Source organism: Shimia sp. R11_0 (assembly GCF_017744035.1).
GTDB lineage: Bacteria > Pseudomonadota > Alphaproteobacteria > Rhodobacterales > Rhodobacteraceae > Shimia > Shimia marina.
This window is the reverse complement of sequence record NZ_JAGHQY010000001.1, coordinates 401,498-424,603: the sequence shown is the minus strand read 5'-3', so window position 1 is coordinate 424,603 and position 23,106 is coordinate 401,498. Positions and strand designations below refer to the sequence as shown.

Here is a 23,106-nt window from a genome sequence, read left to right as displayed (position 1 = left end):
TTAGCCTCCGGCGACTAAGGGTATGATTTGATTTTGAAAAAATGCGACAAGTGACTGGCTCATGAACCCCATGGTGGCCCAGAAGACGATGACGATCGAAAGCACCTTTGGCACGAACGTCAGGGTCATTTCCTGGATGGAGGTGAGCGCCTGGAACAAGCCAACGGCGACACCTGAAATCAGTGCCACGGCGAGGATCGGCGTGGAAATCATCACGGCGACCCAGAGCCCCTGGCGCAGAGTGTCAAAGAAGATGGCTTGATCAAGCATCAGACCGGCATGCGCAGGATTTCTTGATAGGCTTCCACAACCTTGTTGCGCACGGTCACAGCGGTTTCCACCGCCAGCTCTGTCTGTGCCAGAGCTTGAACCAAAGTGTGCGGATCTGCTTTGCTGGTCATGGCCTGCATGGACACTTGCTCACTCTCTTGCAGAGTGGTTGCAAAGTCTTTTGCAAGCCCAAGCAAGACGTTGCCGCCCTGCCCGTTTTCGGCCGGCCCTGTTGCCGGTTTGGAGGCCGTGTATTTCTGTGCGGCCAGTACTGTGCGGACATCCATTCTGGGTCTCCTAGGCTAAGTTTACTTTCTCAAGAGTTCCATCAAAGAGGCCGACATCTGTCGGGTTTGATCGAACATTTTTAGATTGGCTTCGTAGCTACGCTGCGCTTCGCGCGCGTCTGCGATCTCGATGATCATGTCGACATTGGAACTGAAATAGTTGCCGGTCGCATCTGCCATCGGGTGCGAGGGATCGAAGACTTTGGTGCCTTCACTGCGATCCAACTGAACGGGGCCAACCATGACACTGCCGTCACGCGCCCCTGTATCCGCTTCAAAACGAACGGTTTTACGCTGATACCCTGGGGTATCGGCGTTGGCTATGTTCTCCGAAACGTGGCGCAGGCGCGCGGCCTGTGCGCGCAGGCCAGAGGAGGTGATGCTTAATGCAGAGCCGAGATCACTCATTTGTCTGGGACTTTCTGTCTTATCGTCCAAGCGCGGTGCGCAGGACAGTCAGCGATGATTTGTAAATCGCCATGGAGCGGTCGTGCTGGCGCTTGACCTCAACCGCCTTCAGCATTTCCTCTTCCAGCGACACGCTGTTGCCGTTGGGAGATACTTCTGCGGTAGTGAGGGTTGGGTTCAGCGCGGAAGCTTCCAGGCTGTGGCCATGATGGCCGGAACGGGTTGCGCGCATCGTTTTGGCGCTGCCATCATTGCGAAACACCTCTTTGAAAGGCGTGATGTCCTGCGCTTGATAACCAGGCGTATCTGCATTTGCCATATTCTGAGACACAACGACCTGACGGGTCGCAGCGTGCTGAGCCATGGCGTGTGCCGTTTTAAAGACATCCAACGATTTGAACATCGGGGTTTCTCCCTCGAACAACTTAAATCAAGGCTTAACCCTGATTCCTTTAGAAAGTGTTTCGTAGGTAGATTGGAGAAGCCAATGAACGCTTTGGAGCTAGAATGCCTGGGCGCGGAACTTGAAAGAGTACGCCCAATCAAAGACATAGGTCGTGTATGCGCGGTCGAAGGGAACCTTTTGCGCGTGCGCGGGCTCAACACTGTTGCACGAATCGGAGATTTGCTCCGTGTGCAGCTTCACGAGGGGCAGGAAATCTCTGGTGAGGTGATCCAGCTGCACGGCAAAGACATCACCATGTTGCCCGATAATGCTCCTGACGGAGTCTCCATAGGAGATCCCGTTTCTTTGCGGGATCAAATCGGAATCGCCCCTGCAAATTCCTGGGTCGGGCGCATTATTGACCCCTATGGTAACCCTTTGGATGGAAAGCCTCTTTTGCGGGGCAGCGAGGTTCGCCCACTTAAATCAAGCCCGCCGCCGCCCGCCGCGCGCCGGGCGTTGGGGGATCGCCTCGAAACCGGCATGTCCGTGTTCAATACCATGCTGCCCATCGTCAAAGGGCAACGGATCGGCCTATTTGCGGGCTCTGGCGTCGGCAAATCTAGCCTGATGGGGCAGTTTGCGCGCCATATGACCGGCGACATCGCAGTCATCGCCCTGATCGGGGAACGCGGGCGCGAGTTGCGCGAGTTTGTCGAGCACGTTCTGGGGCCTGAAGGGCTGGCACGGTCGGTGGTGATCGCCGCCACGTCGGATCAGTCACCGCTTGTGCGCCGCCGTTGCGCGCTGGCGGCCATGACCGTGGCAGAGCACTTTCGAGATCAGGGCAAGCATGTGATTTTCATGGCAGATTCGATCACGCGATTCGCTGAAGCCCATCGGGAAGTCGCCGTTGCCTCTGGCGAAATGCCTGCCCTGCGCGGCTATCCGCCCTCAACCTCTCATATGATTATGTCCCTCTGTGAACGGGCTGGCCCGGGCATGGACGGGCAAGGGGACATCACCGGTATTTTCAGCGTGCTTGTCGCCGGTTCTGACATGGATGAACCCATCGCAGATATCTTGCGCGGTGTTCTGGATGGGCATGTTGTGCTTGATCGCAAGATTGCGGAACGCGGGCGATATCCGGCAGTTGACCTGTTGCGCTCTGTCTCCCGCAGCCTGCCGCATTGCGCCAAAGATACTGAAAACGCAGCGATTTCTGAGGCACGCCGCCTGCTGGGGGCTTATGAGCAATCCGCTACCATGATCCGCGCCGGGCTTTACACGTCAGGATCCGACCCGCTTCTGGATGTGGCCATTGCCGCCTGGCCAGAGCTTGACACCTATCTCGCAGACAGCACCAGCCCCTCTATTGAGAATGCCTTTGCCAAGCTGACCCTGCTGCTGCGGCGGGCCGGATCACGCGGTGTCTGAAAACCCAAAAGGCGCGCTCCTCACAGCGCGCCTTCAAACCAAAATCTAGCGTCAGTATCCTGTCGGTATGACATCTGTTTCCCATCGGGCAAACGTCCGTAAATTTGCTGCGGATCAACCGGTGGATTTTGGTCAGTATGACAGAAGCGTCAAAGCAATCTGGCCAGAGCTGGCCACAGAGACATTGCCGATTTCCGACATCAGCAAAAACCGCTCCACAATCGCTTCGCGCGTGTCGGAGCCGACGAACTGGGAAATCTCGCCATTGCCAGTCAAATCTTCCAGACGCTCGCGGAAAGTCTCCAGCTGTTTGTCCAGATCCAGCGATCCAAATTCGGTCGGCAGGCCAAAGGCGGTTTCAAACACCTTGCGCAGGGGCGGGTTGCCCATCACTGTGAACCAGTTGGTATTGTCACTCTGACCAGAAAGGGCAATGTCATCCAGCTCGCGCATGGCGTTCATGGCAAATCGCAGGTTTTCATCCTGATTGCCAACCGCGGTCTCAAACTGACGCGCAAGGTAGTCTTCTTTGATGTTTTCCACAAAACTCGGTGTCTTGTGCCAGGGCCCGCCAAGATCGCCAAAACCAAAGGCTTCGGAAAATTCTCGATAGCGCTTGTCGGCCAGTCGATTGGACAGCGCATCATCCGCCTGCGTGCCATCGGAGAGGATTTTCTGCACAAAGAACTTGTTGTTCAGATCATCATCCAGCCCATAAGCGCCCAGCGCCACGCGCAACAGCCGACGGTCGTTCACAAGGTCTTCCGCGCTCTCCACCTTGCCGATGTTTTCGGCAAAATAGTCGAGATCGCGTTGCACCACGGCAGAGTTTTCAAACGCAGTTGTCTGCGTTTCCATGGTCCGCTGCATAAAGTTCCATGCGACAAGACCACTGCCTACGACAATCGGCTGATAGGTCATTGGCGTGCCACCGCCATCAAGCGTTCCTCACGCGGCAGAAGTGCGCGCAGAGCTTTCAGACCCTGATAGTGCCGGCCCCCAATCACCGCTTCGGTGGCAAGGCCGATTTGGCGCCGGCTGTCCGGATCAGTGAACACCTGGCTCAGATCCTCAATATGGCGCAGCAGGGTGCGTTCCACTTCATCGGCGTCCGTATCACCAGACAGAACCAGTTGCAGGGAATAACAGGCACGGCGCACCGGCGTGTTGGCTTCTTCAGGGTGAATGGCATCCCGAAGACGCAGAATATTTGCATTTGGGGTCATGATGGAGAGACGAGACCGGCGGTCGCCGTTTTCAATCACTGCTCCATTGACCAGAACCCGCTCTTTGGGGCTCAATTTGAGAACAAGGCCGCTCATGCTGCTGCTGCTCCGCTTCGAAGACCGCGCAAGATGGCGGTATTGACTTCAAGAAGGGGGCGTACATTGGCGTCGCCCGCCAGCACCTTGGTGCTATGATGATTTGTAAACTCGGCGAGATAGAAAATCTGGGCCCTCAGCTCTTTGGGCAATTCATTGTCCGCATCAGCCACCATCGTAGCGAGCAGTGACCAAAGCTGGCGATTTTCATGAATGGCTTCTGCCAATGCCGGAAATCCGCGTTTTTTCCCCTTTTTGGCCGCTTCTTTCAGTTTGTGTGTGATGCGGGCAATCACATCATATTCGAGTTTCCCCGCTGTTCTGGTTGGCGCAGAAGCTTGGCTATATGCCTTTTTAGCAAGAACGTTTGGGGTCACGTCAGAATTCCCTGAATAGTAGTGCGGTCGGGCGATTTAATGGAGGGAGTGAGGGCGCGCGCGGCGCCCCCCCCAGATCCATTAACGGAAGAGGGACAGCAGCTGCTGTGGACCCTGGTTCGCAATAGACAGCGACTGTGTCGCCAGCTGCTGCTGAACCTGAAGCGCCTGCAGACGTGCAGAGGTTTCTTCCATATCCGCATCGACCAGAGAGCCGATACCGGATTTCACAGAGTCGCTCAGCTTGGACATGAAGTCGTTCTGAGTGCTGATACGGCTTTCAACGGTACCAAAGGCAGCGGCGGCATCAATGGTGGTGTCAATCAGACCTTCGATTGCACCCAATGCGGACTGAGCGCCTGCCAGTGTGGAAACGTCAATGTTTGCCAAAGCAGCAAGACCACCAGAACCTGCGTTTTTCCAAGAGCCGGTAATGGAAACATCTTCCGTGCCTGTGTTGTCAAACAGAAGCTCACCAGGGTTTGTACCGCTGTCATAGTCAACGGTCACGCCAGTACCCAGGCTTTCAATCGCCGACTTCAGCCCAACCGCTACAATGTCTTCAGCTGTGGTCGACGCTGCGTCTTCCGCTGTCAGCGTATAGCTGGCAGTTTGATCTCCGATGGTAATTGAAACGGTGTCACCTTCGTTCCAACCGTCAGCACCTTCTTGGATCAGGATGCTTTCTTGAGCACCGGCGTCCAAGGACGCAACAAAGGTATCGCCATTGGTGGAAATAGTTGCACTACCACCACCAGCTGCGAAAACGTCGTTGGCATCATAGTTACCGCTGGACAAATCCTGAAAGTCAACAGTGATGGTGGACGAATTCACGTTACCATTGTTGTCACGGTCGAGAGACGACAAGATTTCAGTAGAACCCGTACCGCTCACCAGATTCAGGCCATTGAACTGCGCCGCGCCGACAACAGAACCGATCTGATCGCGCAGTTCGTTCACTTCCGCTTGCAGCTTAGCACGGTCAACGTTGTCGCCCTGAGCAGAAACGATACGCTCTTTCATCTGACCGAGCAGATCGGTCACAGTTTCAGTGGCCTGACGGGCAACCGCAACGGTGGACTCACCCAGCGCAAGGCTTTCCTGCACGGATTTGAAGCCGTTTACGTCAGATTCCATGGTTTTGGAAATAGCCCAAACAGCTGCGTTCTGTTTGGCGTTGTCCACCTTTTTACCGGTGGAGATTTGACCCTGAGTCTCGGACAGAGATTTGTTCACGGATTTCAGGGTTTGCAGCGCAACCATTGCGCCGTTGTTTGTCAGAAGGCTGGTCATGGCTTTCCTATATCTCTTTTCAAATGGCGCTTTTGCGCCGGGTTGTATTTTGCGCCCCTCTCTATGGAGGCGCTCCTGAACGTCGTTCTGACATTTACCTTCTGTCCGTTTGGACTGGTGCCACTCCGTCTGGAGCGCGGGATCAACATGGCGGGAGAAGTGCTAAGGCTTTCCTAAACGCCCCTCTCCCAGTTACTCGCATTTCACTAAAACTTGAGAGAGTTGAATTTACGCTCTCTTTTCAACGCGTTGGCCGGAGGTCAATTGAACCGCCTGACGTTGACCATTGTTGTTGTATGTTTCCAGAGAGGTGCGCACACGGCGCAGGGTGCCCATACGTTCTGTGGTGGCACGCAGCCCGTTCTGGCTTGATTCCAACAAAGACTGATTGCGCACAAACAAATGCTGCAACGGTTCCAGCTCCTCTGCCTCAAGTGGCGTGTCCTCGTGCTGGGCTTCCAGATCTTCAAACAGCGATTCTTTGCGCTCCAGCAGATCAGGCAGCGCCTCAAGGTCACCTTTAAGGAGCGCCTGACGCTCCTCTTCCAGCAGGGTTTCCAGCGAATCGAGCAGGGTAATTTCGGTCTCTTCAGACATTTGCGCGCTCCTTTAGGGCGTTGAAGAAAGCTTCGGACAGGCCAATGCCGCCCGCATCCACCATGGCGCGGGCCTGCTCTTGGCGCAGGAAGGAGGAGAATTGTTCTTCGCCAGCACCGCCGCCGAAGCTTTCACGGGATTTTCCAAAGCCCGCAGATTTCAACATTTCCGCCAAAAAGGTGGTTTCCAGTTCCCGCGCCGCTTCGCGCAGAGTGTCCTCTCTTGCGGAGGGAAGCGGCTGAACCGGTGGTGCGGCAGGCGCAACAGGGGCCGTGTGTGTGAGCATTTCTTGCCTCGCAGGTTGTGTATATTTTTGAGTTGTGACCGAGGACGGTAAAGAAGTGGTAAGGATGATTCCGGTAGAGGACTCCCAGTGGAAGAATTCCCGGAGGTCCCATGCTCAACCTGCCTTTTGCGACGACTCAGCCCTCCCCAGCGGAGGTGGCTGCCCCCAAAAAACACGTCTCTCCGCGACGGGAAGACAGTGATTTTTCAGATGTTTACGAAGATGTAGATCGCGAAGACACACGCCCATCCGGCGATGTGAATGATGCGCGTTCAACAGACGAAACCCCTTCCGAAGATACCACCGACCGTGGCGATTCGTCTCCGTCCCGTGAGGGACGGCCTGATAGGGAAAACACGGAAAACGACGCGCCCGAAGATGCCGATTTTGCGGCGACTGAGGTGGCCGAAGCGCCAACAGAAGACGCCGAGCCAGCGCTGCGCAGTGAGGAGCGCCGCGCACCGACCGGCACCAGCGAGAACGCCGCCATGCTGCGCCTTGATGGTCAAACCGGACGCCAAGCCGCAACCTCAGCCAGCACAGAGGGCGACACGCGGCAGAGCGAGCCTCAGATCGTCACCAAGACGGACAAGCCCGTTGTTCAGGACATCGACACCGGCCCACAGCCTGCGCCCAAAGGAGATGTTGAGAAACTCCAGCGTGTTGCGGAGGCCGAAGAGGGCCTGGATCCCATGCAGGTGACCGTGCGCAACAAGACTGCACAAACAGCCGCAACCGCGCAGGCGCTGGCGGCGGGGCATCTTAACGGCACCACCGAACGCCGTGGCCTCATCCAACCTGTAGCAGAAGTTCCAGCAGCGGAGACCGTGGAGGTCAAACCAGACACGTCCGCTCCCACTGGACCGACAGCAACACAACAGATGCAGGCGAAAGCAATTGTCGAGCAGGTGCAGGCCGGTGTGCAGCCAATTCAGCTAAAAGCCGCAGAAGTCAGCACGGTACAAACGGTCGATTCAACCCTTGCAGCCGCCATCGAAGAAAGCAGCGCACGCAGCATATTGAGCCCGCAAGAGGCCGTGTCTCAGGCCCGCTTGGCCAACAGCGCACCGAACCCAGCCTATGTCGTGCGCCAAATCGCCGATGCGGTGAAAATGTCAGACAAGAGCCTGATCGAGCTGGCCATGGATCCCCCGGAGCTTGGCAAAGTGCGCATGTCCCTGTCGGAATCCTCCGGCGTGATGACCGTTTCGATTGCAGCAGAGAATCAGGCGACCACCGAGTTGATGCGTCGCCATATTGATATGCTGCGCAAAGACTTCATGGAGATGGGCTACGAAAACGTCTCCTTCTCATTTGAGCAGAACGGCAGTGATTCTTCTCAGCAGAACGCACAATCCGGCGGGAGTTTTGGCAATGGCGCCGGCATGGCGCAGGCTGACGGCGCACCGCTTATTGATCCCGACATGATCGCCTCCCAACAGGCCGCCGCGACCACCCTGCCCGGTGGCGGCATCGACATCAGACTCTAGGAGAACCCTATGAACACCATCGCTCCGACAAATTCGAGCACCGCACAGGCTGCGAATCAGGCCCGCGCCGCTGCCGCCGAAGAGGCGCAGAATGAAGGCGTGCTGTCGTCAGATTTTGAAACCTTCCTGAACATGCTCTCTGTGCAGATGAAGAATCAGGATCCGCTCAACCCGACCGATTCCACCGAATTTGCCAGCCAGCTTGCGCAATTCTCCACAGTTGAACAGCAGACGCTGACAAACAAATTGCTGCAAAACATGAGCTCCCAGTTCACATCCAACGACCTGAGCAGCCTGTCGACCTGGGTGGGCATGGAAGCGCGTGTCGCAGCCCCAGCAAACTTCTCCGGCTCTGCAATTGAAGTGGCCCCCAATGCCAATACCAGCGCGGATTCGGCCTTCCTGATTGTGCGGGATTCTGATGGCACTGAGGTTCAGCGCTATGCCATTGATCCGAAGAAGGGCTCTGTGACCTGGTCCGGCATTGATGATGCGGGCAATGTTTTTGAGGACGGTCTCTATACATTTGTCACAGAGAGCTACGCCAATGGTGAAAAGCTCGATTCGGTTTATGCGGATACCTATGCCCGCGTCAGCGAAGCGCGCATGACCGATAAAGGTGTGATGCTGTCCACACAGGATGGGATTGAGTTCTCCTCCGATGATGTGATTGCACTGCGCGAGCCAAAGGCAAGCTGAGCCTTGCCTCCTCTCCCCGCGTGAACTAGCGTCGCGGCGCTCTGAAAAAGGACCGCCGCGCTGCCCACCCTGCCTGACACTCCACCGTCTTCGGTGCTTTCAAAGCTTGCTCTGGCGTTGCCGGATCGGCCCATGCCTGAGGCGTGGTCTGCGCTGTTTGGCGGGCGCACCAATATGGCTTGGCTGGGGTCTGCGACCGGATTAGGGAGCATCGTCGTGAAGCTCTATAAGGGGCCAGCGCAAAATCCTCTTTTCCCAAACGATCCCGATGCAGAAGCGCGGCTGCTGCGGTTTTTGGCACCAAACGACATTGCGCCCAAACTGCTTGGCTGTTTTGAAACAGACGTCGGCCGATGCAATGTCTATGCGCATATCCCAGGCAACATCTGGTCAGAGAACACCGAAGCTGTTGCCAAACTCATGCGGAAACTGCATGGGCTGCCCCCGTCACAGGGCCTGCGCCGCATCCCTGATGGCGCGGCGGCGCTGCGCTCACAAATAGATACTATTCAAGCCCAATATGGTCAAAACCTGCCATTTCCTGAAGCTCTGTCTGAGATCGCGGTTCCGGCCAATGCGCCGATGGTGCTGCTGCACGGTGACATCGTTCCTGGCAATCTGATTGAAAATGAAACCGGTCTGCATTTGATCGACTGGCAATGCCCAGCCATTGGAGATCCCTGCGAGGACATCGCCGTGTTTCTTTCACCTGCCATGCAATCTCTATATCGTGGCAAAGCGCTGTCTCAGACAGAGGCTGACGCCTTTTTTGATGGCTATGATGCGCCAGCGATCACAACCCGCTACCGACGGCTCGCCCCGCTCTATCATGCGCGCATGGCAACCTATTGCCAATGGCAGATCGAGCATGGCCAACCGGCCTACGCAGAGGGGCTACAGCTCGAACTCAAAGCGCTTCAAAGGTCTTTGAGCGCATAATAAAGATAGGCCGGATACATCAGCAGGCGTCGATAGCGCCCCAAGGGAAAACGCCCCGGCTGTGACAGCATGATCTCCGGGTGCACTAGCTGCTTCTGGTTCAGGATCTGTTCGGCCAGCATCGCCCCGGCATAGCTGCCCATGGCCACGCCATTGCCGTGATAGGCAAAAGCGGCATAGAGATTTTCCGCCCCCCTGACAGGCCCGGCAAAAGGGGTCAGCGATCGGCTGTAACACACATATCCCCCCCAGAAGTGAGGCGTCTGTACATTTGCCCAAGCTGGGAACAGCTTTTCAAAACCGCGCCGGATCACAGGGCGAATGGCGTCATGCGCCCGCTGCGACGTCGCCAGACCGCCGCGCATTCCAAACAGAAATCGCCCGTCCGGCATGAGCCGGAAATAATGCAGAAGATTGCGGCTGTCATAGGCCATCTGTGTCGATGTCCAGCCCTGCGCGCGTTGCTCTTCTTGCGTCAAGGGGCGTGTGACCAAAACACTGGACTGCGCCGGCAGATAGCGCCCAGCCATCCAGGGCGGGATATGTTCGCTGGAATAGCCATTGCTGGCAATCACCAGATGTTTGGCGCTGACCTCACCTTCTGGCGTTGTCAGATGCCAGCGTCCATCCCTGTGTTTCGTCTCTAACACAGCGCTATTTTCAAAAACGGTTGCGCCGAAGTCTTCTGCTGCCTCAGCCAAATGCGTCACGTATTTCAGCGGGTTCAGCGCAAAACCGATGGGAATGGTCAGCGCGCCATGGAACCCTGATCCAAACCCCTGTGCGGCGAGGTCTTCTTTCGCGGTGACCTCAATGGGCAGTTGAAACGTGTTTGCCAGATCTTCTGCCGCCTGCGGGAAAGTGGCCGCGACGCGCCGATTGTGCGCCAGCAAGGTTTCCCCATCACTGTGTCGGTCCACCTGCCACCCAAAGCGCGTGATCAAATCTGAGACATGCTCCACCGCCGCACGCTCTGCTCTCCGGAAATCCAGCACTGCAGGCGCGCCAAACTTGCGTTTCAGGCTCTCATAAGAGGCTTTGCCACCCCCAAGGCAACAAAACCCACCATTGCGACCAGACGCGCCCCAACCAACCCGCTGCGCATCAAGAACAGTGACATTCACCCCGCGCTCCGCAAGCCGCAAGGCGGCATTGAGCCCGGTCACGCCCGCCCCAATGATTGCCACCTCAACTGTGTGATGCCCTACCAACGAAATTCGGGGAGAAACAGAGACTGTTCCTCCCCAAAACCCCTCTTTGATCGGTCCTTCTCCATAGGAGAAAGGGTCACAGATCCGGCTCATGCAAGCTTGGCCGCGGCCGCCTCTTCCCGACGTTGGCGCACCACATTGCGCTTATTGATCAGCGATGCGCCAACCACGCCCACCGTGACAATCAGGATCATCAATGTGGACAAGGCGTTGATCTCCGGGCTCACTCCAAGGCGCACCGACGACCAGATTTTCATCGGCAGGGTGGTCGCGGAGGGCCCGGCTGTGAACGACGCAATCACCAGATCATCGAGCGATAGGGTGAAGGCCAGAAGCCAGCCAGAAATCACCGCCGGGGCAATAATCGGCAAGGTCACAAGGCGGAAGGCCTGAAACGGGGAACAGCCCAGATCCAGCGCGGCCTCTTCCAGCGACTGATCAAAACTCACCAGACGCGAACTGACCACCACAGACACGTAGCACATGGAGAATGTGGTATGCGCCAGAACAATGGTCATCACACCGCGGTCCACATTCAGGCTGATGAACAAAAGCAGCAGCGACAGGCCGGTGATCACCTCGGGCATCACCATCGGCGCGTAGATCATGCCGGAAAACAGCGTGCGCCCGGCAAACCGCCCGGATCTGACCATGACAATCGCCGCCATCGTGCCCAGAACCGTCGCCAGTGTGGAACTGAGGAAGGCCACTTTGAGTGTCACCCAGGCCGCATCCAGAAAGGCCCCGTTTGAGAGCAGTTCCCCATACCATTTGGTCGAGAAACCAGCCCAGACCGTCACCAGCTTGCTTTCGTTGAAGCTGAAGATGATCAGGATCAGCATCGGCAAATACAGGAAGGCAAACCCCAGTGTCAGCGACGTGATATTGAACCAGCTCATACGTCTCATTTGCCAGCCTCCCTCTGTTTCTGCTCATTGCGCTGAAACAGCACGATCGGGATGATCAGGATCAGCAAAAGCACCACCGCCACCGCAGAGGCCACCGGCCAGTCGCGGTTGGAGAAGAACTCCTCCCAGAGCACCTTCCCAATCATCAGGGTGCGTGAACCGCCCAAAAGGGAGGGGATCACAAATTCGCCGATGGTGGGAATGAACACAAGGAAGCTGCCCGCAACGATGCCCTGTTTGGAGAGCGGCACCGTCACCAGCCAGAACGCCGAAAAGCGTGAACAGCCCAGATCTTCGGCTGCTTCCAGCAGGCTGATGTCGAGCTTCTCCAGCGCCGCATAAATGGGCAGGATCATGAACGGCAGATAGGTGTACACAATGCCGATATAGACCGCGATATTGGTGTTTAGGATCACCAGCGGCTCATTGATGGCCCCGATCCACAACAGGAACTGGTTCAGATACCCCTCCTGACTCAAAATCCCCATCCAGGAATACACCCGGATCAGAAAGCTGGTCCAGAACGGCAGGATCACCAGCATGAACAGCATCGCGCGCCACTCTTCTGGCGCCCGCGCCATGCCATAGGCGATTGGATAGCCGACAAGCAGGGTCAGCAGGGTCGAAATCACCGCGATTTTCAGACTCGACAGATAGGCTTTCCAATAAAGCGCATCTTCGGTGAGCCAGACATAGTTCTCCCAGTCCAGTTGCGACAGGAAGTGTTTGAACCCTGCCCAGCCGTCAGCAGGATCCAGGGTTGGCGTGTACGGCGGGATCGCCACAGCCAGATCGGACAGCGAGATTTTGAAAACGATCAGGAAGGGCACGATAAACAGTGCCAGCAACCAGACAAACGGGATGGCGATTAACAGACGGCGCATGGCTCAGCGCTCCAGAAAGACGCCAGCGGTGGCGGTCCAGCTGAGCCAGACCTGATCTTCCCAGGTAAAGGCCCGGCGCGAAATACGGCGGTTGTTGGCCGCCTGCGCCTTGATGATCTGTCCGCCGGCCAGCTCCACATGATAGGTGGAGATATTGCCGAGATAGGCAATGTCGAGCACTTTGCCCTGCACCGCATTGGCAGCATCAACCGGCTTTTCCGCCGAAATAGAGACTTTTTCAGGTCGGATGGCATAGTGCACATCCTGCCCCTTGCTCGCACCCGCCAATGGGGAGCCAACCACCGCAGGCTGCCCTTCGGCCCAATGCATCTGCAGGCTGTCACCTTGGGGATCGGCCTTGCCCTTCATCAGATTCACCTCACCGATAAAATCGGCAACATAGGTCGAATTGGGGGCCTCATAGATCACATCTGGCGTCGCCACCTGTACGATCTGGCCATGATCCATCACCGCCACACGGCTGGCGACTGTCATGGCCTCTTCCTGATCGTGGGTCACGATCACAAAAGTGGTGCCGGTCTTTTCCTGAATGTCCATCAGTTCAAACTGCGTGTCCTGACGCAGTTTTTTATCAAGCGCGCCCAACGGTTCATCCAGCAACAGAAGCTTTGGTGCCTTGGCCAGAGACCGCGCCAGCGCCACCCGCTGACGCTGCCCGCCAGACACCTGATGTGGCTTACGACTTGCGAATTTTTCCATGCGGGTCAGGCGCAGCATCTCTTCAACACGCGCTGCGATCTGATCCTTTGGCATCTTGTCCCGTTTCAGGCCAAAGGCGATGTTGTCCCAGATCGAAAGATGGGGAAACAGCGCATAAGACTGAAACATCATGTTGACCGCGCGTTTGTTGGGCGGCACCGGTGCAATGTCCTGCCCAGCCAACAAAATGTTACCTTCTGTCGGGGTTTCAAACCCGGCCAGCATGCGCATCATCGTGGTCTTGCCACAGCCCGAAGGGCCGAGCAGCGCAAAAAACTCCCGTTCAAAAATATCCACCGTCAAATCATCAATGGCGGTAAAATCACCAAAGCGTTTGCTTACGTTTTTGAATTGAATGAGGGGTTTTGCATCTGGGTCATTCCAGGGGGCAAAGACATCAAGCGCCATGGCGGTCTCCGAAAATTGTCGGGGGAGGCAAAAAAGGCCTGCGCAAACCCTCGCGCAGGCCCGAAATCAAATCACATCAGGTGCCCGATTTGATCTTGGTCCACATGCGGGTCACAACACGCTGCACTTTTGGCGGGTATGGCGACACAGTGTAGAAGTTTTCCATGGTGGCTTCGCTTGGATATATCGCCGGATCGCCGATCACATCCTCTTCCAGCAGAGGCTGAGACGCTTTGTTGCCATTGGCGTAATACACATAGTTGGAGGCATCGGCCATATTCTGCGCATCCATGATGAAATTCAGGAAAGTATGCGCGGCTTCGGGGTTTGGCGCATCCGCGGGAATGGCCATCTGGTCAAACCACATCAACGCACCCTCAGAAGGGGCGTTGTAAGCGATTTCCACACCGTTGTCTGCTTCGGCGGCGCGATCGCGGGCCTGCAAGACGTCACCGGACCAGCCCATTGCGACACAGATGTCGCCATTGGCCAATGCGTTGATATATTCGGAGCTGTGGAACTTCTGCACATAAGGCGCAATCGCCGCCAGAACCGGCTCTGCCTTTGCCAACACGTCCTTGTCTTGGCTGGTGGGATCCTCACCCAGATAGGCCAGCGCCGCCGGAATCATCTCATCAGAGGCATCCAGAATCTGCACCCCACAAGAGGCGAGTTTTTCCATGTTTGCCGGATCGAAAATCAACGCCAGAGAGTCAATCGGAGCATCCTCGCCCAGAACCTCTTTGACTTTGGCAACATTCACGCCAAGACCGGTGGTGCCCCACATGTAGTTGATCGAATAGGCATTGCCGGGATCATAGGTCGCGGTACGCGCCTCAACCATATCCCACATGTTGCCCTTGTTGCTGAGCTTGGATGTGTCCAGCTTCTGGAACACGCCCGCCGCGATCTGACGCTGCAGAAAGGCCCCCGTTGGCACCACAACATCATAGCCGGAGTTGCCGGCCAGCATTTTGGTTTCCAGAACGTCGTTGCTGTCAAACACGTCATAGATCAGCTTGATGCCGGTCTCTTCTTCGAATTTGGTCAGCAGCGCTTCGTCGATATAATCAGACCAATTGTATACGCGCACTTCTTCGGCGGTGGCTGCCGCCGCGCCCAAAGCCAGAGCTGATACGAATGTCAGAAAAGATGTCTTCATGGTGATCTCCCGTTGGGTGCCGGGCGTTGGACCCGGTCGTATTCTGCGAGATTAATTTGATCAAGTTTTTGCGCTATGGCAATATACTTGTGCATTTCGCTCGCCAATATACGTTCTAACACATCAAATCGGGCATAGGGTTGCACAAATGGAAGGCACGGGATTTTTGGGACAAGACACTGAACAAAACAGCGAAAATGCAGCGCGTGTCCCTGTACATCAGCAGGTCTATGCACAGCTGAGAGAGGCTGTGTTGTTTGGCGACCTTGCACCGGGTCAAGCCGTGACCATTCAGGGTCTGATCGAGCGCACAGGCGCCGGTATGACCCCGATCCGCGAAGCGATTCGCCGCCTCACCAGCGAGGGCGCGCTGGAATTTCGCGGCAATCGCCGCGTGGTGGTGCCTCTGTTGACCGAAGACGTGATCGACGACCTTATTTTCCTGAGAGAATCCGTCGAATCACGCCTCGCCATGCAGGCTGCAGAAAAGATAACGCCTTCAGAAATCATGACGTTAGAAGGCATTGATGCCAAGCTGGACGAGGCCATTTTACGCGGTGATGTCGCCGCCTATCTGAAACAGAATTACGCTTTCCATGCAGGGCTTTATGCCATCGCAAAAGCCCCGATTCTGATGGATGTGGCCAACAGCCTCTGGCTGCGATTCGGCCCCTCTATGCGGATGGTCTGCGGCCGCATGGGCACACAAAGCCTGCCGGACAACCACAAATCCGCACTGGATGCGCTGCATAAAAAAGACGCACAGGCGGCGGGGAACGCCCTGCGAGAGGATGTGGTGCAGGGCATGGAACAAATCCGCGCCGCGTTGCTGGATGGCTCTGGTCTCAGCGATGTGATTGACTAATCAGAATTTGATCATATTTTTGATGAAAGAGGTTTCGGGCCGCACGTGAGGTGCGGACTCGGTCGATTTTCGCAAAGAGGTTTGCCATGAACGCGATCACCAATCATCTGCCCACCGCAGAGCTTCAGGCGCTGGATGTGGCGCACCACATGCACCCGTTCTCCACTCAGAACGACTTCAACGACACTGGCGCGCGGGTAATCACCCAGGCCAAAGGCGTCACTCTAACGGACAGCGAAGGTGCGCAAATTCTGGATGCCATGGCGGGCCTTTGGTGCGTCAACATTGGCTATGGCCGCGAAGAACTGGCCGATGTCGCCGCACGTCAGATGCGCGAACTGCCCTATTACAACACGTTTTTCAAAACCACGCATGTGCCTGTGATTGCGCTCTCTGCCAAACTGGCAGAGCTGGCGCCAGGGGATCTCAATCACGTCTTTTATGCCGGATCCGGCTCTGAAGCGAATGACACCAACATGCGCCTGGTGCGCCACTATTGGTCCGCCAAAGGCAAACCCAGCAAAACCATCTTCATCAGCCGCAAGAACGCCTATCACGGCTCTACAATGGCCGGCGCAAGCCTGGGTGGCATGGTCCCAATGCACCAACAGGGCAGCCTGCCAATCCCAGATGTCCACCACATCAACCAGCCAAACTGGTGGGCCGAAGGCGGCGATATGTCCCCCGAAGAATTCGGCCTGCAGCGTGCGCAGGAACTGGAAGAGGCGATTCTGGAACTGGGCGAAGACCGTGTGGCGGCCTTTATTGCCGAGCCCATTCAGGGTGCGGGTGGCGTAATTGTTCCACCGGAAACCTACTGGCCAGAGATCCAGCGCATCTGCGACAAATACGAGATCCTGCTGATCGCCGATGAGGTGATCTGTGGCTTTGGCCGCACCGGCAATTGGTTTGGCAGTCAGACCGTGGGCATCAAACCGCATATCATGTCCATCGCCAAAGGGCTCTCCTCCGGCTACGCGCCGATCGGGGGCAGCATTGTCTGTGATGAGGTGGCCGAAGTGGTGGCCGCAACGGAATTCAACCACGGCTACACCTATTCTGGTCACCCGGTGGCCTGTGCCGTGGCTTTGGAAAACCTGCGCATCATCGAAGAGGAAAACATCATTGGCCATGTGCGCGATGACGTGGCGCCTTACCTGAAAGAAAAATGGGAAGCGCTTGCCGATCATCCACTGGTTGGAGAAGCGAAGATCGTTGGCATGATGGGCTCCATCGCGCTGACGCCCAACAAAGAGACCCGTGCGCCTTTCGCTGCAGAAACCGGCACAGTGGGCTACAAATGCCGTGAACACTGCTTTGGCAACAACCTCGTGATGCGCCATGTGGGAGATCGGATGATCATCTCGCCTCCTCTGGTCATGACACGTGATGAGGTGGACACGCTCATTGAACGGGCGACTCGTGCTCTGGATCTGACCTTCGAACAGATCAAAGCCGAAGATCTGTACAAGTAATCAGCCCTCAAAATCGCCGATACAAAGGACCCCGGAATTTTTTCCGGGGTTTTTTATTTGGTCACGGGCGCCACTTTTTTACTTTTCAGTCGAAAAAGTTAGTCGTTTTGAACACTTGTGACTTTACCATCTCGTCGTTTTTGGCGAAAAATGTAGGAGATATGTCGCAAACGGACTTCGTGATTGCAAATCCGCTGTCACACTTTCCTAACGGAATGCGGTGTTGCGCATTTTAGCTCAGGTGTGGTTACACTTGAAACAGACGAGCAGAGCAAATCTGCCGACCAAAAACACAGGGAGCCGATTTTGGCTGATAGTGCATCTAACGACGCGTTTGTCGAATTCGACCGCGTTCAAAAGAGCTATGATGGTGAGACACTCGTCGTCAAAGATCTGAACCTAAGCCTGCCGAAAGGCGAGTTTCTGACCATGTTGGGGCCATCTGGCTCAGGGAAGACAACTTGTCTGATGATGTTGGCAGGCTTTGAAACCGCAACCCACGGCGATATCCGTCTGGGCGGCACCTCCATCAACAACATTCCGCCGCACAAGCGTGGCATTGGCATGGTCTTCCAGAACTATGCCCTGTTCCCGCATATGACGATTGCGGAAAACCTGAGCTTCCCGCTGGAAGTGCGCAAGATGGGCAAGAGTGAGCGTGAAGAGAAAATCAAACGCGCGCTCGACATGGTGGAAATGGGCGCCTTTGGCGGCCGTCGTCCGGCACAGCTTTCCGGCGGTCAGCAGCAACGTGTGGCCTTGGCCCGCGCTCTGGTGTTTGAACCTGAACTGGTACTGATGGATGAACCGCTGGGCGCGTTGGATAAACAACTGCGCGAAAAAATGCAGTTCGAGATTACAAACCTCGCCCATAATCTGGGAATCACCACGGTCTATGTGACCCACGACCAGACCGAAGCACTGACCATGTCAGACCGCGTTGCAGTGTTTGATGACGGGCGCATTCAACAGCTGGATCCACCTGACACGCTTTATGAAGCGCCCAAAAACAGCTTCGTCGCGCAGTTCATCGGTGAGAACAACACGCTGGAAGGCATCGTCAAAGAGATCAACAATGGCGTTGCGCTGGTGCAATTGGACGACGGCGAAATCATCGACTGTATGCCCGTCCATGAAAGCGTCAAGCCCGGTGCCCGCACCCGCGTGTCTATTCGCCCAGAACGGGTGGAATACAACAAGGACCGCATTCAGGAAGGCGCGCACACGCTGAAGGCCGAAGTGAAAGAGTTCATCTACATGGGGGACATCTTCCGCACGCGCCTGTCCGTTGCTGGCAATGATGATTTTGTCATCAAAACACGCAACGCCCCAGATGTGGATCGCCTGAAACCAGGTCAACAGATCGAGATCGGCTGGTTGCCCGAAGACTGTCGCGCACTCGACGCCTGATCACAGAAATAAAACCCCCGGCGCCAAATTGACCGGGGGACCAACGAGCCAAATCAAAGAAAACCAACTAGGAGAGAGTGACCTATGAAACTCACCAAACTTGCAGCATTCGCGGCCACAACCGCACTGTGCGCGCCCGCAGCAATTGCGGAAGAAATGGCAAACGAAATGACCCTCGTGTCTTGGGGTGGTGCGTACCAGTCCAGCCAGATCAAAGCCTATGTAGAGCCCTATCTGGAAATGCACCCAGAAGTGAAAGTCACCTGGGACGAAAGCTCTGCCGAAGCCGTGGCAAAACTGCGCGCCATGAACGAAGCAGGCAACGTCACTTGGGATCTGGTCGACGTTGTGGCCTCTGACTCCATGCGCCTGTGTGACGAAGGTCTGGCGGTTGAAATCGACCCAGCAGCAGACCTCGCAGCGGCACCGGATGGCACCTCTGCTGAAGATGACTTCGGTGATCTGCTGGTCTCTGAGTGCTTTGTGCCTCAGATCGTATACTCCACCACCTTCGGCTACCGCACCGATCTGGTGGGCGACACCGCGCCAACCTCCGTTTGTGACGTGTTCGATCTGGCCGCTTACCCCGGCAAGCGTTCGCTTCAGAAACGCCCAATCGACAACATGGAATGGGCGCTGTTCTGTGACGGCGTTGCCAAAGAAGACATCTATGACACGCTGGGCACCGACGAAGGTGTGAGCCGGGCACTGGCCAAACTCGACACCATCAAAGATCAGGTGGTCTGGTGGACTGCCGGTGCGGAAACGCCACAGCTGTTGGCGGACGGCGAAGTTGTGATGGGCTCCACCTTCAACGGTCGTCTCTTCTCTGCCATCGCAGAGCAGAACCAGCCAATCGGCATGCTCTGGGACATGCAGTCCTTTGATCTGGACGGCTGGATTGTTCCAGAAGGCCTGCCAGCAGATCGCAAAGCCCGCGTGATGGACTTCCTGAAGTTCGCCACCGACACACAGCGTCTGGCAGATCAGGCAAAATTCATCTCCTATGGTCCAGCGCGCGCCTCTTCCGCACCGCTGGTTGGTAAACACGCAGAGCTGGGCATCGACATGGCACCTCACATGCCAACCGATCCGGCCAACGCGACCAACGTGCACATCTATGACTACGAATGGTGGGCAGACAACCGCGATGATCTGAACGCAAAATTCGAAGCTTGGCTGGCGAAATAAATCTCGCCCCGCTTTAAAACACTGGGAAAGGGCCACACACATGGCCCTTTCTTCACCAACAAGAACACCCTGAAAACAGGGAGCGTTCGTCCGCCAACGATGCGGACTTAAAACGAACAAACGGCAACAGCCGACAGGGATATCATGAGCGACATGACCGAAACAGCCGGCCCGGTTCTGGCCGCAGATGGAACGCCACTCAAGCGCAGCCTTGCGCGGGCGCTCCGGCAACAGAAACTGCGGGCGCTCTTGCTGATCGCACCGCTGCTGCTTTTCATTCTGATCAGTTTCATCCTGCCCGTGGTGGATATGCTCTACCGTTCGGTGCAAAACGGCATCGTCTCCAAAACACTGCCAAACACGGTTGTAGCTCTGGCAGATTGGGATGCCACCACCGGAGAATTGCCAGAAGAAGCGGTTTATGCCGCCCTCGCGGTCGATCTGAAAGCGGCGGCAGAACAGAAAATTCACACCAAGGTCGGCACCCGCCTGAACTATGAAAATCCGGGCATGTCGTCGCTGTTCCGCAAGACGGGACGCAAAGCCAAGAAATTTGATCTCGACTCTGGTGGCCCTTGGAAAGAGACGTTGATTGACATCAACAAGGGCTGGGGTGAGCACGACAACTGGCGCACGCTTCAGACCTACTCTCCCCCCATCACTTCTGGTTATTTCCTCAACGCCGTCGATATGCGGGTGGGCACGGATGGCCCGGAAATGCGCCCGGAAGACGAACAGATCTACATGAAGCTTCTGGGGCGGACGCTGTGGATGTCCATGGCAATCACCAGCTGCTGTATTCTTCTGGCCTATCCGGTGGCGTGGTTGCTGGCAAACCTGCCTGCGCGCAAAGCCAATCTTCTGATGATCCTCGTGCTTTTGCCCTTCTGGACATCCCTGCTGGTGCGGACCTCCGCTTGGAAAATCCTGCTGCAACAACAGGGGGTGATCAACGACATCCTTGTCTACATAGGCCTTGTGGCTGACGACAGTCGCCTTGTGATCATCAACAACCAATTTGGTACGATCACAGCCATGACGCACATCCTGCTGCCGTTCATGATCCTGCCGATGTATTCCGTGATGCAAACCATCAACCCGTCTTATCTGCGGGCTGCAAAATCACTGGGCGCCACAGACTGGACAGCTTTCTGGCGGGTCTATTTCCCCCAGACCGTTCCGGGCATCGGTGCAGGCTCGATCCTCGTGTTCATCCTCGCCATTGGCTACTACATCACACCGGCCTTGGTCGGCGGCACCAAAGGCACCTTTATCTCCAACCAGATCGCCTTCCATATCTCGACATCGCTCAACTGGGGTTTGGCCTCGGCACTTGGCGCCATTCTGCTTGCAGTGGTTCTGGTGCTCTACTGGGCCTACGACAAGATTGTCGGCATCGATAACGTGAAGCTGGGGTAACAGACATGGCTCTTCCAACATATGCATCGACCGGCCAACGCGTCTGGTACTATTCCTTCCGGGTTCTCTGCGGGTTCATCTTCTTCTTTCTGATCGCACCGATCATGGTGGTGATTCCCCTGAGCTTTAACTCACAGGACTTTTTCACCTTCACGAAAGAAATGCTGAGCTTCGATCCGGCAGGATATTCGCTCAAACATTATCGGGATTTCTTCGGCAATCCCGACTGGCAGGACGCCTTGTGGAACTCGGTAAAGATCGCCCCTGCCGCGACGCTTTTGTCGGTGTCGCTGGGCACATTGGCCGCCATCGGCCTCAGCCAGCCACATGTGCCTTTCCGCCGCGCCATCATGGCAACGCTGATTTCTCCGATGATCGTGCCTTTGATCATTTCTGCGGCGGGCATGTATTTCTTCTACTCCCGCATGGGCCTTGCTGGCACCTATTGGGGCGTGGTGCTGGCGCATGCCGCACTTGGCATCCCGTTTGTGATCATCACCGTTACGGCAACGCTTGTGGGCTTTGATCGCTCGCTGACCCGTGCGGCCGCCAGCATGGGCGCAGATCCGGTCACCACTTTCTTCCGGGTGCAGATGCCGCTCATCCTACCGGGGGTGATTTCCGGCGCGCTCTTTGCCTTCATCACCTCTTTTGACGAAGTTGTGGTGGTGATTTTTGTGGGTTCTGCCAAGCAACAGACCCTGCCTTGGCAGATGTTCACAGGCCTGCGAGAGCAGATCAGCCCAACGATTCTGGCGGTTGCCACAATCCTCGTGGCAATCTCTATCTTGCTGCTGGCAACCGTGGAAATGCTCCGCCGACGTTCGGAAAAGTTGAGAGGCATGTCCCCAACCTAACCTGCGTTAGGCATTTTACAGCACATTCTGATAAATATGGACAAAGTCGGGGTTTCCCGGCTTTGTCTGTTTTTGGCCCTGTGCCATGTGAAAAGAAAACGATGGAGGCACGATATGCAGCGACGTCACTTTCTAACTGGTACGGCCAGTCTTTTGGCCACACCACAGGTCCTGCGGGCCGCACAGAGCTCCCAAGCCCCCTTTGAACTGATGGAGCATCTGCGTCCCAAGGAGGTGCGGGTGAAGAAGAAATATGGCTTCCAACCCGGCCAGCTTGTGGTCGTGCTCGCCTCGTATCACCTTTACCACATGCAAGATGAGCGCAACGCTGTGCGCTATGGCGTGGCAATTGGTCAGGAAGGCCTGAACTTTGAAGGCAGGGCCACCATTGATCGCAAGGTGGAATGGCCAAGCTGGCGCCCCACGCAAGAGATGATCGAACGCAATCCTGCTTATGCAAAATACGCCGATGGCATGCCCGGCGGCCCCAACAACCCGCTTGGGTCCCGCGCCATGTATCTCTATCAGGACGGTCGCGACACGCTGTTCCGTATCCACGGCACCACCGCACCACAATCCATCGGCACGCCCAGTTCAAACGGCTGCATTCGCATGGTCAACGACCATATCGAAGCGCTCTATGAACAGGTTCCCCTCGGCACCGAAGTGATTGTGATGAGCGGGCGCGCCTAACGCGTTTCGGATTTTGCCTCATTCATCTCGCGACACGAATCTCCCGAGAATGCCTTAGGCATGACAGGGTATTCGTGTCTCAAGTGAAGCCCAAAACGCTATAAGCGGCGCGC

25 protein-coding genes and 1 pseudogene are annotated in these 23,106 nt (G+C 56.2%); 11 read left to right on the top strand and 15 right to left on the bottom strand.

Going from position 1 to position 23,106, the window contains the following annotated elements; translation table 11 throughout:
• The 4 genes from J7382_RS01895 to J7382_RS01880 are packed head-to-tail and all read right to left on the bottom strand — an operon-like array spanning window position 1 to window position 1,368.
• On the bottom strand, window positions 1-270 hold the full coding sequence (locus J7382_RS01895; protein WP_058238678.1) for a flagellar biosynthetic protein FliQ: 270 nt from the start codon (window positions 268-270) through the stop codon (window positions 1-3).
• The gene (gene fliE, locus J7382_RS01890; protein WP_058238679.1) at window positions 270-557 is read right to left on the bottom strand and encodes a flagellar hook-basal body complex protein FliE; all 288 of its coding nucleotides are present in this window, start codon (window positions 555-557) and stop codon (window positions 270-272) included. Before fliE ends, J7382_RS01895 begins: the two co-directional genes overlap by 1 nt.
• A gap of 21 nt (window positions 558-578) precedes the next feature.
• Window positions 579-965, bottom strand: a complete 387-nt coding sequence (flgC, locus tag J7382_RS01885; protein ID WP_209066739.1) for a flagellar basal body rod protein FlgC — start codon at window positions 963-965, stop codon at window positions 579-581.
• Window positions 966-984: 19 nt separating this feature from the next.
• Complete coding sequence (locus tag J7382_RS01880; protein ID WP_058238681.1) at window positions 985-1,368, bottom strand: FlgB family protein; 384 nt, start codon at window positions 1,366-1,368, stop codon at window positions 985-987.
• A gap of 84 nt (window positions 1,369-1,452) precedes the next feature.
• Between J7382_RS01880 and J7382_RS01875 the strand changes: the two genes are divergently transcribed.
• A complete protein-coding gene (locus tag J7382_RS01875; RefSeq protein WP_058238682.1) occupies window positions 1,453-2,787 on the top strand; it encodes a FliI/YscN family ATPase in 1,335 nt (444 codons plus the stop codon).
• Between the two features lie 132 nt (window positions 2,788-2,919).
• On the opposite strand, the gene J7382_RS01870 is transcribed toward J7382_RS01875, so the two are convergent.
• The 6 genes from J7382_RS01870 to J7382_RS01845 all read right to left on the bottom strand — a co-directional run bounded on the left by J7382_RS01870 (window position 2,920) and on the right by J7382_RS01845 (window position 6,662).
• Window positions 2,920-3,708, bottom strand: coding sequence for a DUF1217 domain-containing protein (locus tag J7382_RS01870; protein ID WP_209066738.1), 789 nt, complete (start codon window positions 3,706-3,708; stop codon window positions 2,920-2,922).
• On the bottom strand, window positions 3,705-4,109 hold the full coding sequence (gene flbT / locus J7382_RS01865; RefSeq protein WP_058238684.1) for a flagellar biosynthesis repressor FlbT: 405 nt from the start codon (window positions 4,107-4,109) through the stop codon (window positions 3,705-3,707). The genes J7382_RS01870 and flbT overlap by 4 nt, the downstream gene beginning before the upstream one ends.
• Window positions 4,106-4,486: a flagellar biosynthesis regulator FlaF gene (flaF, locus tag J7382_RS01860; RefSeq protein ID WP_209066736.1), complete on the bottom strand. Its 381-nt coding sequence runs from the start codon at window positions 4,484-4,486 to the stop codon at window positions 4,106-4,108. Before flaF ends, flbT begins: the two co-directional genes overlap by 4 nt.
• Before the next feature lie 81 nt (window positions 4,487-4,567).
• Window positions 4,568-5,779 carry a flagellin gene (locus tag J7382_RS01855; RefSeq protein ID WP_209066734.1) on the bottom strand — a complete coding sequence of 404 codons (1,212 nt, stop codon included), beginning with the start codon at window positions 5,777-5,779 and terminating at the stop codon, window positions 4,568-4,570.
• Between the two features lie 228 nt (window positions 5,780-6,007).
• Window positions 6,008-6,376, bottom strand: a complete 369-nt coding sequence (flgN, locus tag J7382_RS01850) for a flagellar export chaperone FlgN (RefSeq protein WP_209066732.1) — start codon at window positions 6,374-6,376, stop codon at window positions 6,008-6,010.
• Window positions 6,369-6,662 carry a rod-binding protein gene (locus J7382_RS01845; RefSeq protein WP_058238688.1) on the bottom strand — a complete coding sequence of 98 codons (294 nt, stop codon included), beginning with the start codon at window positions 6,660-6,662 and terminating at the stop codon, window positions 6,369-6,371. Before J7382_RS01845 ends, flgN begins: the two co-directional genes overlap by 8 nt.
• 110 nt (window positions 6,663-6,772) lie before the next feature.
• Between J7382_RS01845 and J7382_RS01840 the strand changes: the two genes are divergently transcribed.
• The 3 genes from J7382_RS01840 (at window position 6,773) to J7382_RS01830 (ending at window position 9,790) form a co-directional block, all read left to right on the top strand.
• Window positions 6,773-8,152 (top strand): flagellar hook-length control protein FliK, encoded by a 1,380-nt coding sequence (locus J7382_RS01840; RefSeq protein ID WP_209066730.1) that lies wholly within the window; start codon window positions 6,773-6,775, stop codon window positions 8,150-8,152.
• Window positions 8,153-8,161: 9 nt separating this feature from the next.
• Window positions 8,162-8,851: a flagellar hook capping FlgD N-terminal domain-containing protein gene (locus tag J7382_RS01835; RefSeq protein ID WP_209066728.1), complete on the top strand. Its 690-nt coding sequence runs from the start codon at window positions 8,162-8,164 to the stop codon at window positions 8,849-8,851.
• Window positions 8,852-8,983: 132 nt separating this feature from the next.
• Window positions 8,984-9,790 carry a phosphotransferase gene (locus J7382_RS01830; RefSeq protein WP_209066726.1) on the top strand — a complete coding sequence of 269 codons (807 nt, stop codon included), beginning with the start codon at window positions 8,984-8,986 and terminating at the stop codon, window positions 9,788-9,790.
• Here the strand turns inward: J7382_RS01830 and J7382_RS01825 are convergent.
• The 5 genes from J7382_RS01825 to J7382_RS01805 all read right to left on the bottom strand — a co-directional run bounded on the left by J7382_RS01825 (window position 9,769) and on the right by J7382_RS01805 (window position 15,083).
• Complete coding sequence (locus tag J7382_RS01825; protein WP_209066724.1) at window positions 9,769-11,094, bottom strand: FAD-binding oxidoreductase; 1,326 nt, start codon at window positions 11,092-11,094, stop codon at window positions 9,769-9,771. The genes J7382_RS01830 and J7382_RS01825 overlap by 22 nt on opposite strands.
• Window positions 11,091-11,909 (bottom strand): ABC transporter permease, encoded by an 819-nt coding sequence (locus tag J7382_RS01820; RefSeq protein ID WP_209066722.1) that lies wholly within the window; start codon window positions 11,907-11,909, stop codon window positions 11,091-11,093. Before J7382_RS01820 ends, J7382_RS01825 begins: the two co-directional genes overlap by 4 nt.
• A complete protein-coding gene (locus J7382_RS01815; RefSeq protein WP_058238694.1) occupies window positions 11,906-12,793 on the bottom strand; it encodes an ABC transporter permease subunit in 888 nt (295 codons plus the stop codon). The genes J7382_RS01820 and J7382_RS01815 overlap by 4 nt, the downstream gene beginning before the upstream one ends.
• A gap of 3 nt (window positions 12,794-12,796) precedes the next feature.
• Window positions 12,797-13,921, bottom strand: coding sequence for an ABC transporter ATP-binding protein (locus J7382_RS01810; protein ID WP_058238695.1), 1,125 nt, complete (start codon window positions 13,919-13,921; stop codon window positions 12,797-12,799).
• 76 nt (window positions 13,922-13,997) lie between these two features.
• Window positions 13,998-15,083, bottom strand: a complete 1,086-nt coding sequence (locus tag J7382_RS01805) for a polyamine ABC transporter substrate-binding protein (RefSeq protein WP_209066720.1) — start codon at window positions 15,081-15,083, stop codon at window positions 13,998-14,000.
• 166 nt (window positions 15,084-15,249) lie between these two features.
• On the opposite strand from J7382_RS01805, the gene J7382_RS01800 reads away from it, so the two are divergent.
• The 7 genes and pseudogenes from J7382_RS01800 to J7382_RS01770 all read left to right on the top strand — a co-directional run bounded on the left by J7382_RS01800 (window position 15,250) and on the right by J7382_RS01770 (window position 22,993).
• Window positions 15,250-15,948, top strand: a complete 699-nt coding sequence (locus tag J7382_RS01800; RefSeq protein ID WP_247744778.1) for a GntR family transcriptional regulator — start codon at window positions 15,250-15,252, stop codon at window positions 15,946-15,948.
• A gap of 86 nt (window positions 15,949-16,034) precedes the next feature.
• A complete protein-coding gene (locus J7382_RS01795) occupies window positions 16,035-17,423 on the top strand; it encodes an aspartate aminotransferase family protein (protein WP_209066716.1) in 1,389 nt (462 codons plus the stop codon).
• Window positions 17,424-17,729: 306 nt separating this feature from the next.
• Window positions 17,730-18,833, top strand: a complete 1,104-nt coding sequence (locus J7382_RS01790) for an ABC transporter ATP-binding protein (protein ID WP_209066714.1) — start codon at window positions 17,730-17,732, stop codon at window positions 18,831-18,833.
• Window positions 18,834-18,917: 84 nt separating this feature from the next.
• Complete coding sequence (locus J7382_RS01785; protein WP_209066713.1) at window positions 18,918-20,024, top strand: extracellular solute-binding protein; 1,107 nt, start codon at window positions 18,918-18,920, stop codon at window positions 20,022-20,024.
• A gap of 144 nt (window positions 20,025-20,168) precedes the next feature.
• The gene (locus J7382_RS01780) at window positions 20,169-21,443 is read left to right on the top strand and encodes an ABC transporter permease (RefSeq protein ID WP_209066712.1); all 1,275 of its coding nucleotides are present in this window, start codon (window positions 20,169-20,171) and stop codon (window positions 21,441-21,443) included.
• Window positions 21,444-21,454: 11 nt separating this feature from the next.
• A pseudogene (locus J7382_RS01775) lies at window positions 21,455-22,300 on the top strand (ABC transporter permease); the annotation flags it as partial.
• A 210-nt stretch (window positions 22,301-22,510) separates the two neighbouring features.
• Window positions 22,511-22,993: a L,D-transpeptidase gene (locus J7382_RS01770; protein WP_247744816.1), complete on the top strand. Its 483-nt coding sequence runs from the start codon at window positions 22,511-22,513 to the stop codon at window positions 22,991-22,993.
• The last annotated feature ends 113 nt before the right edge of the window (window positions 22,994-23,106 follow it).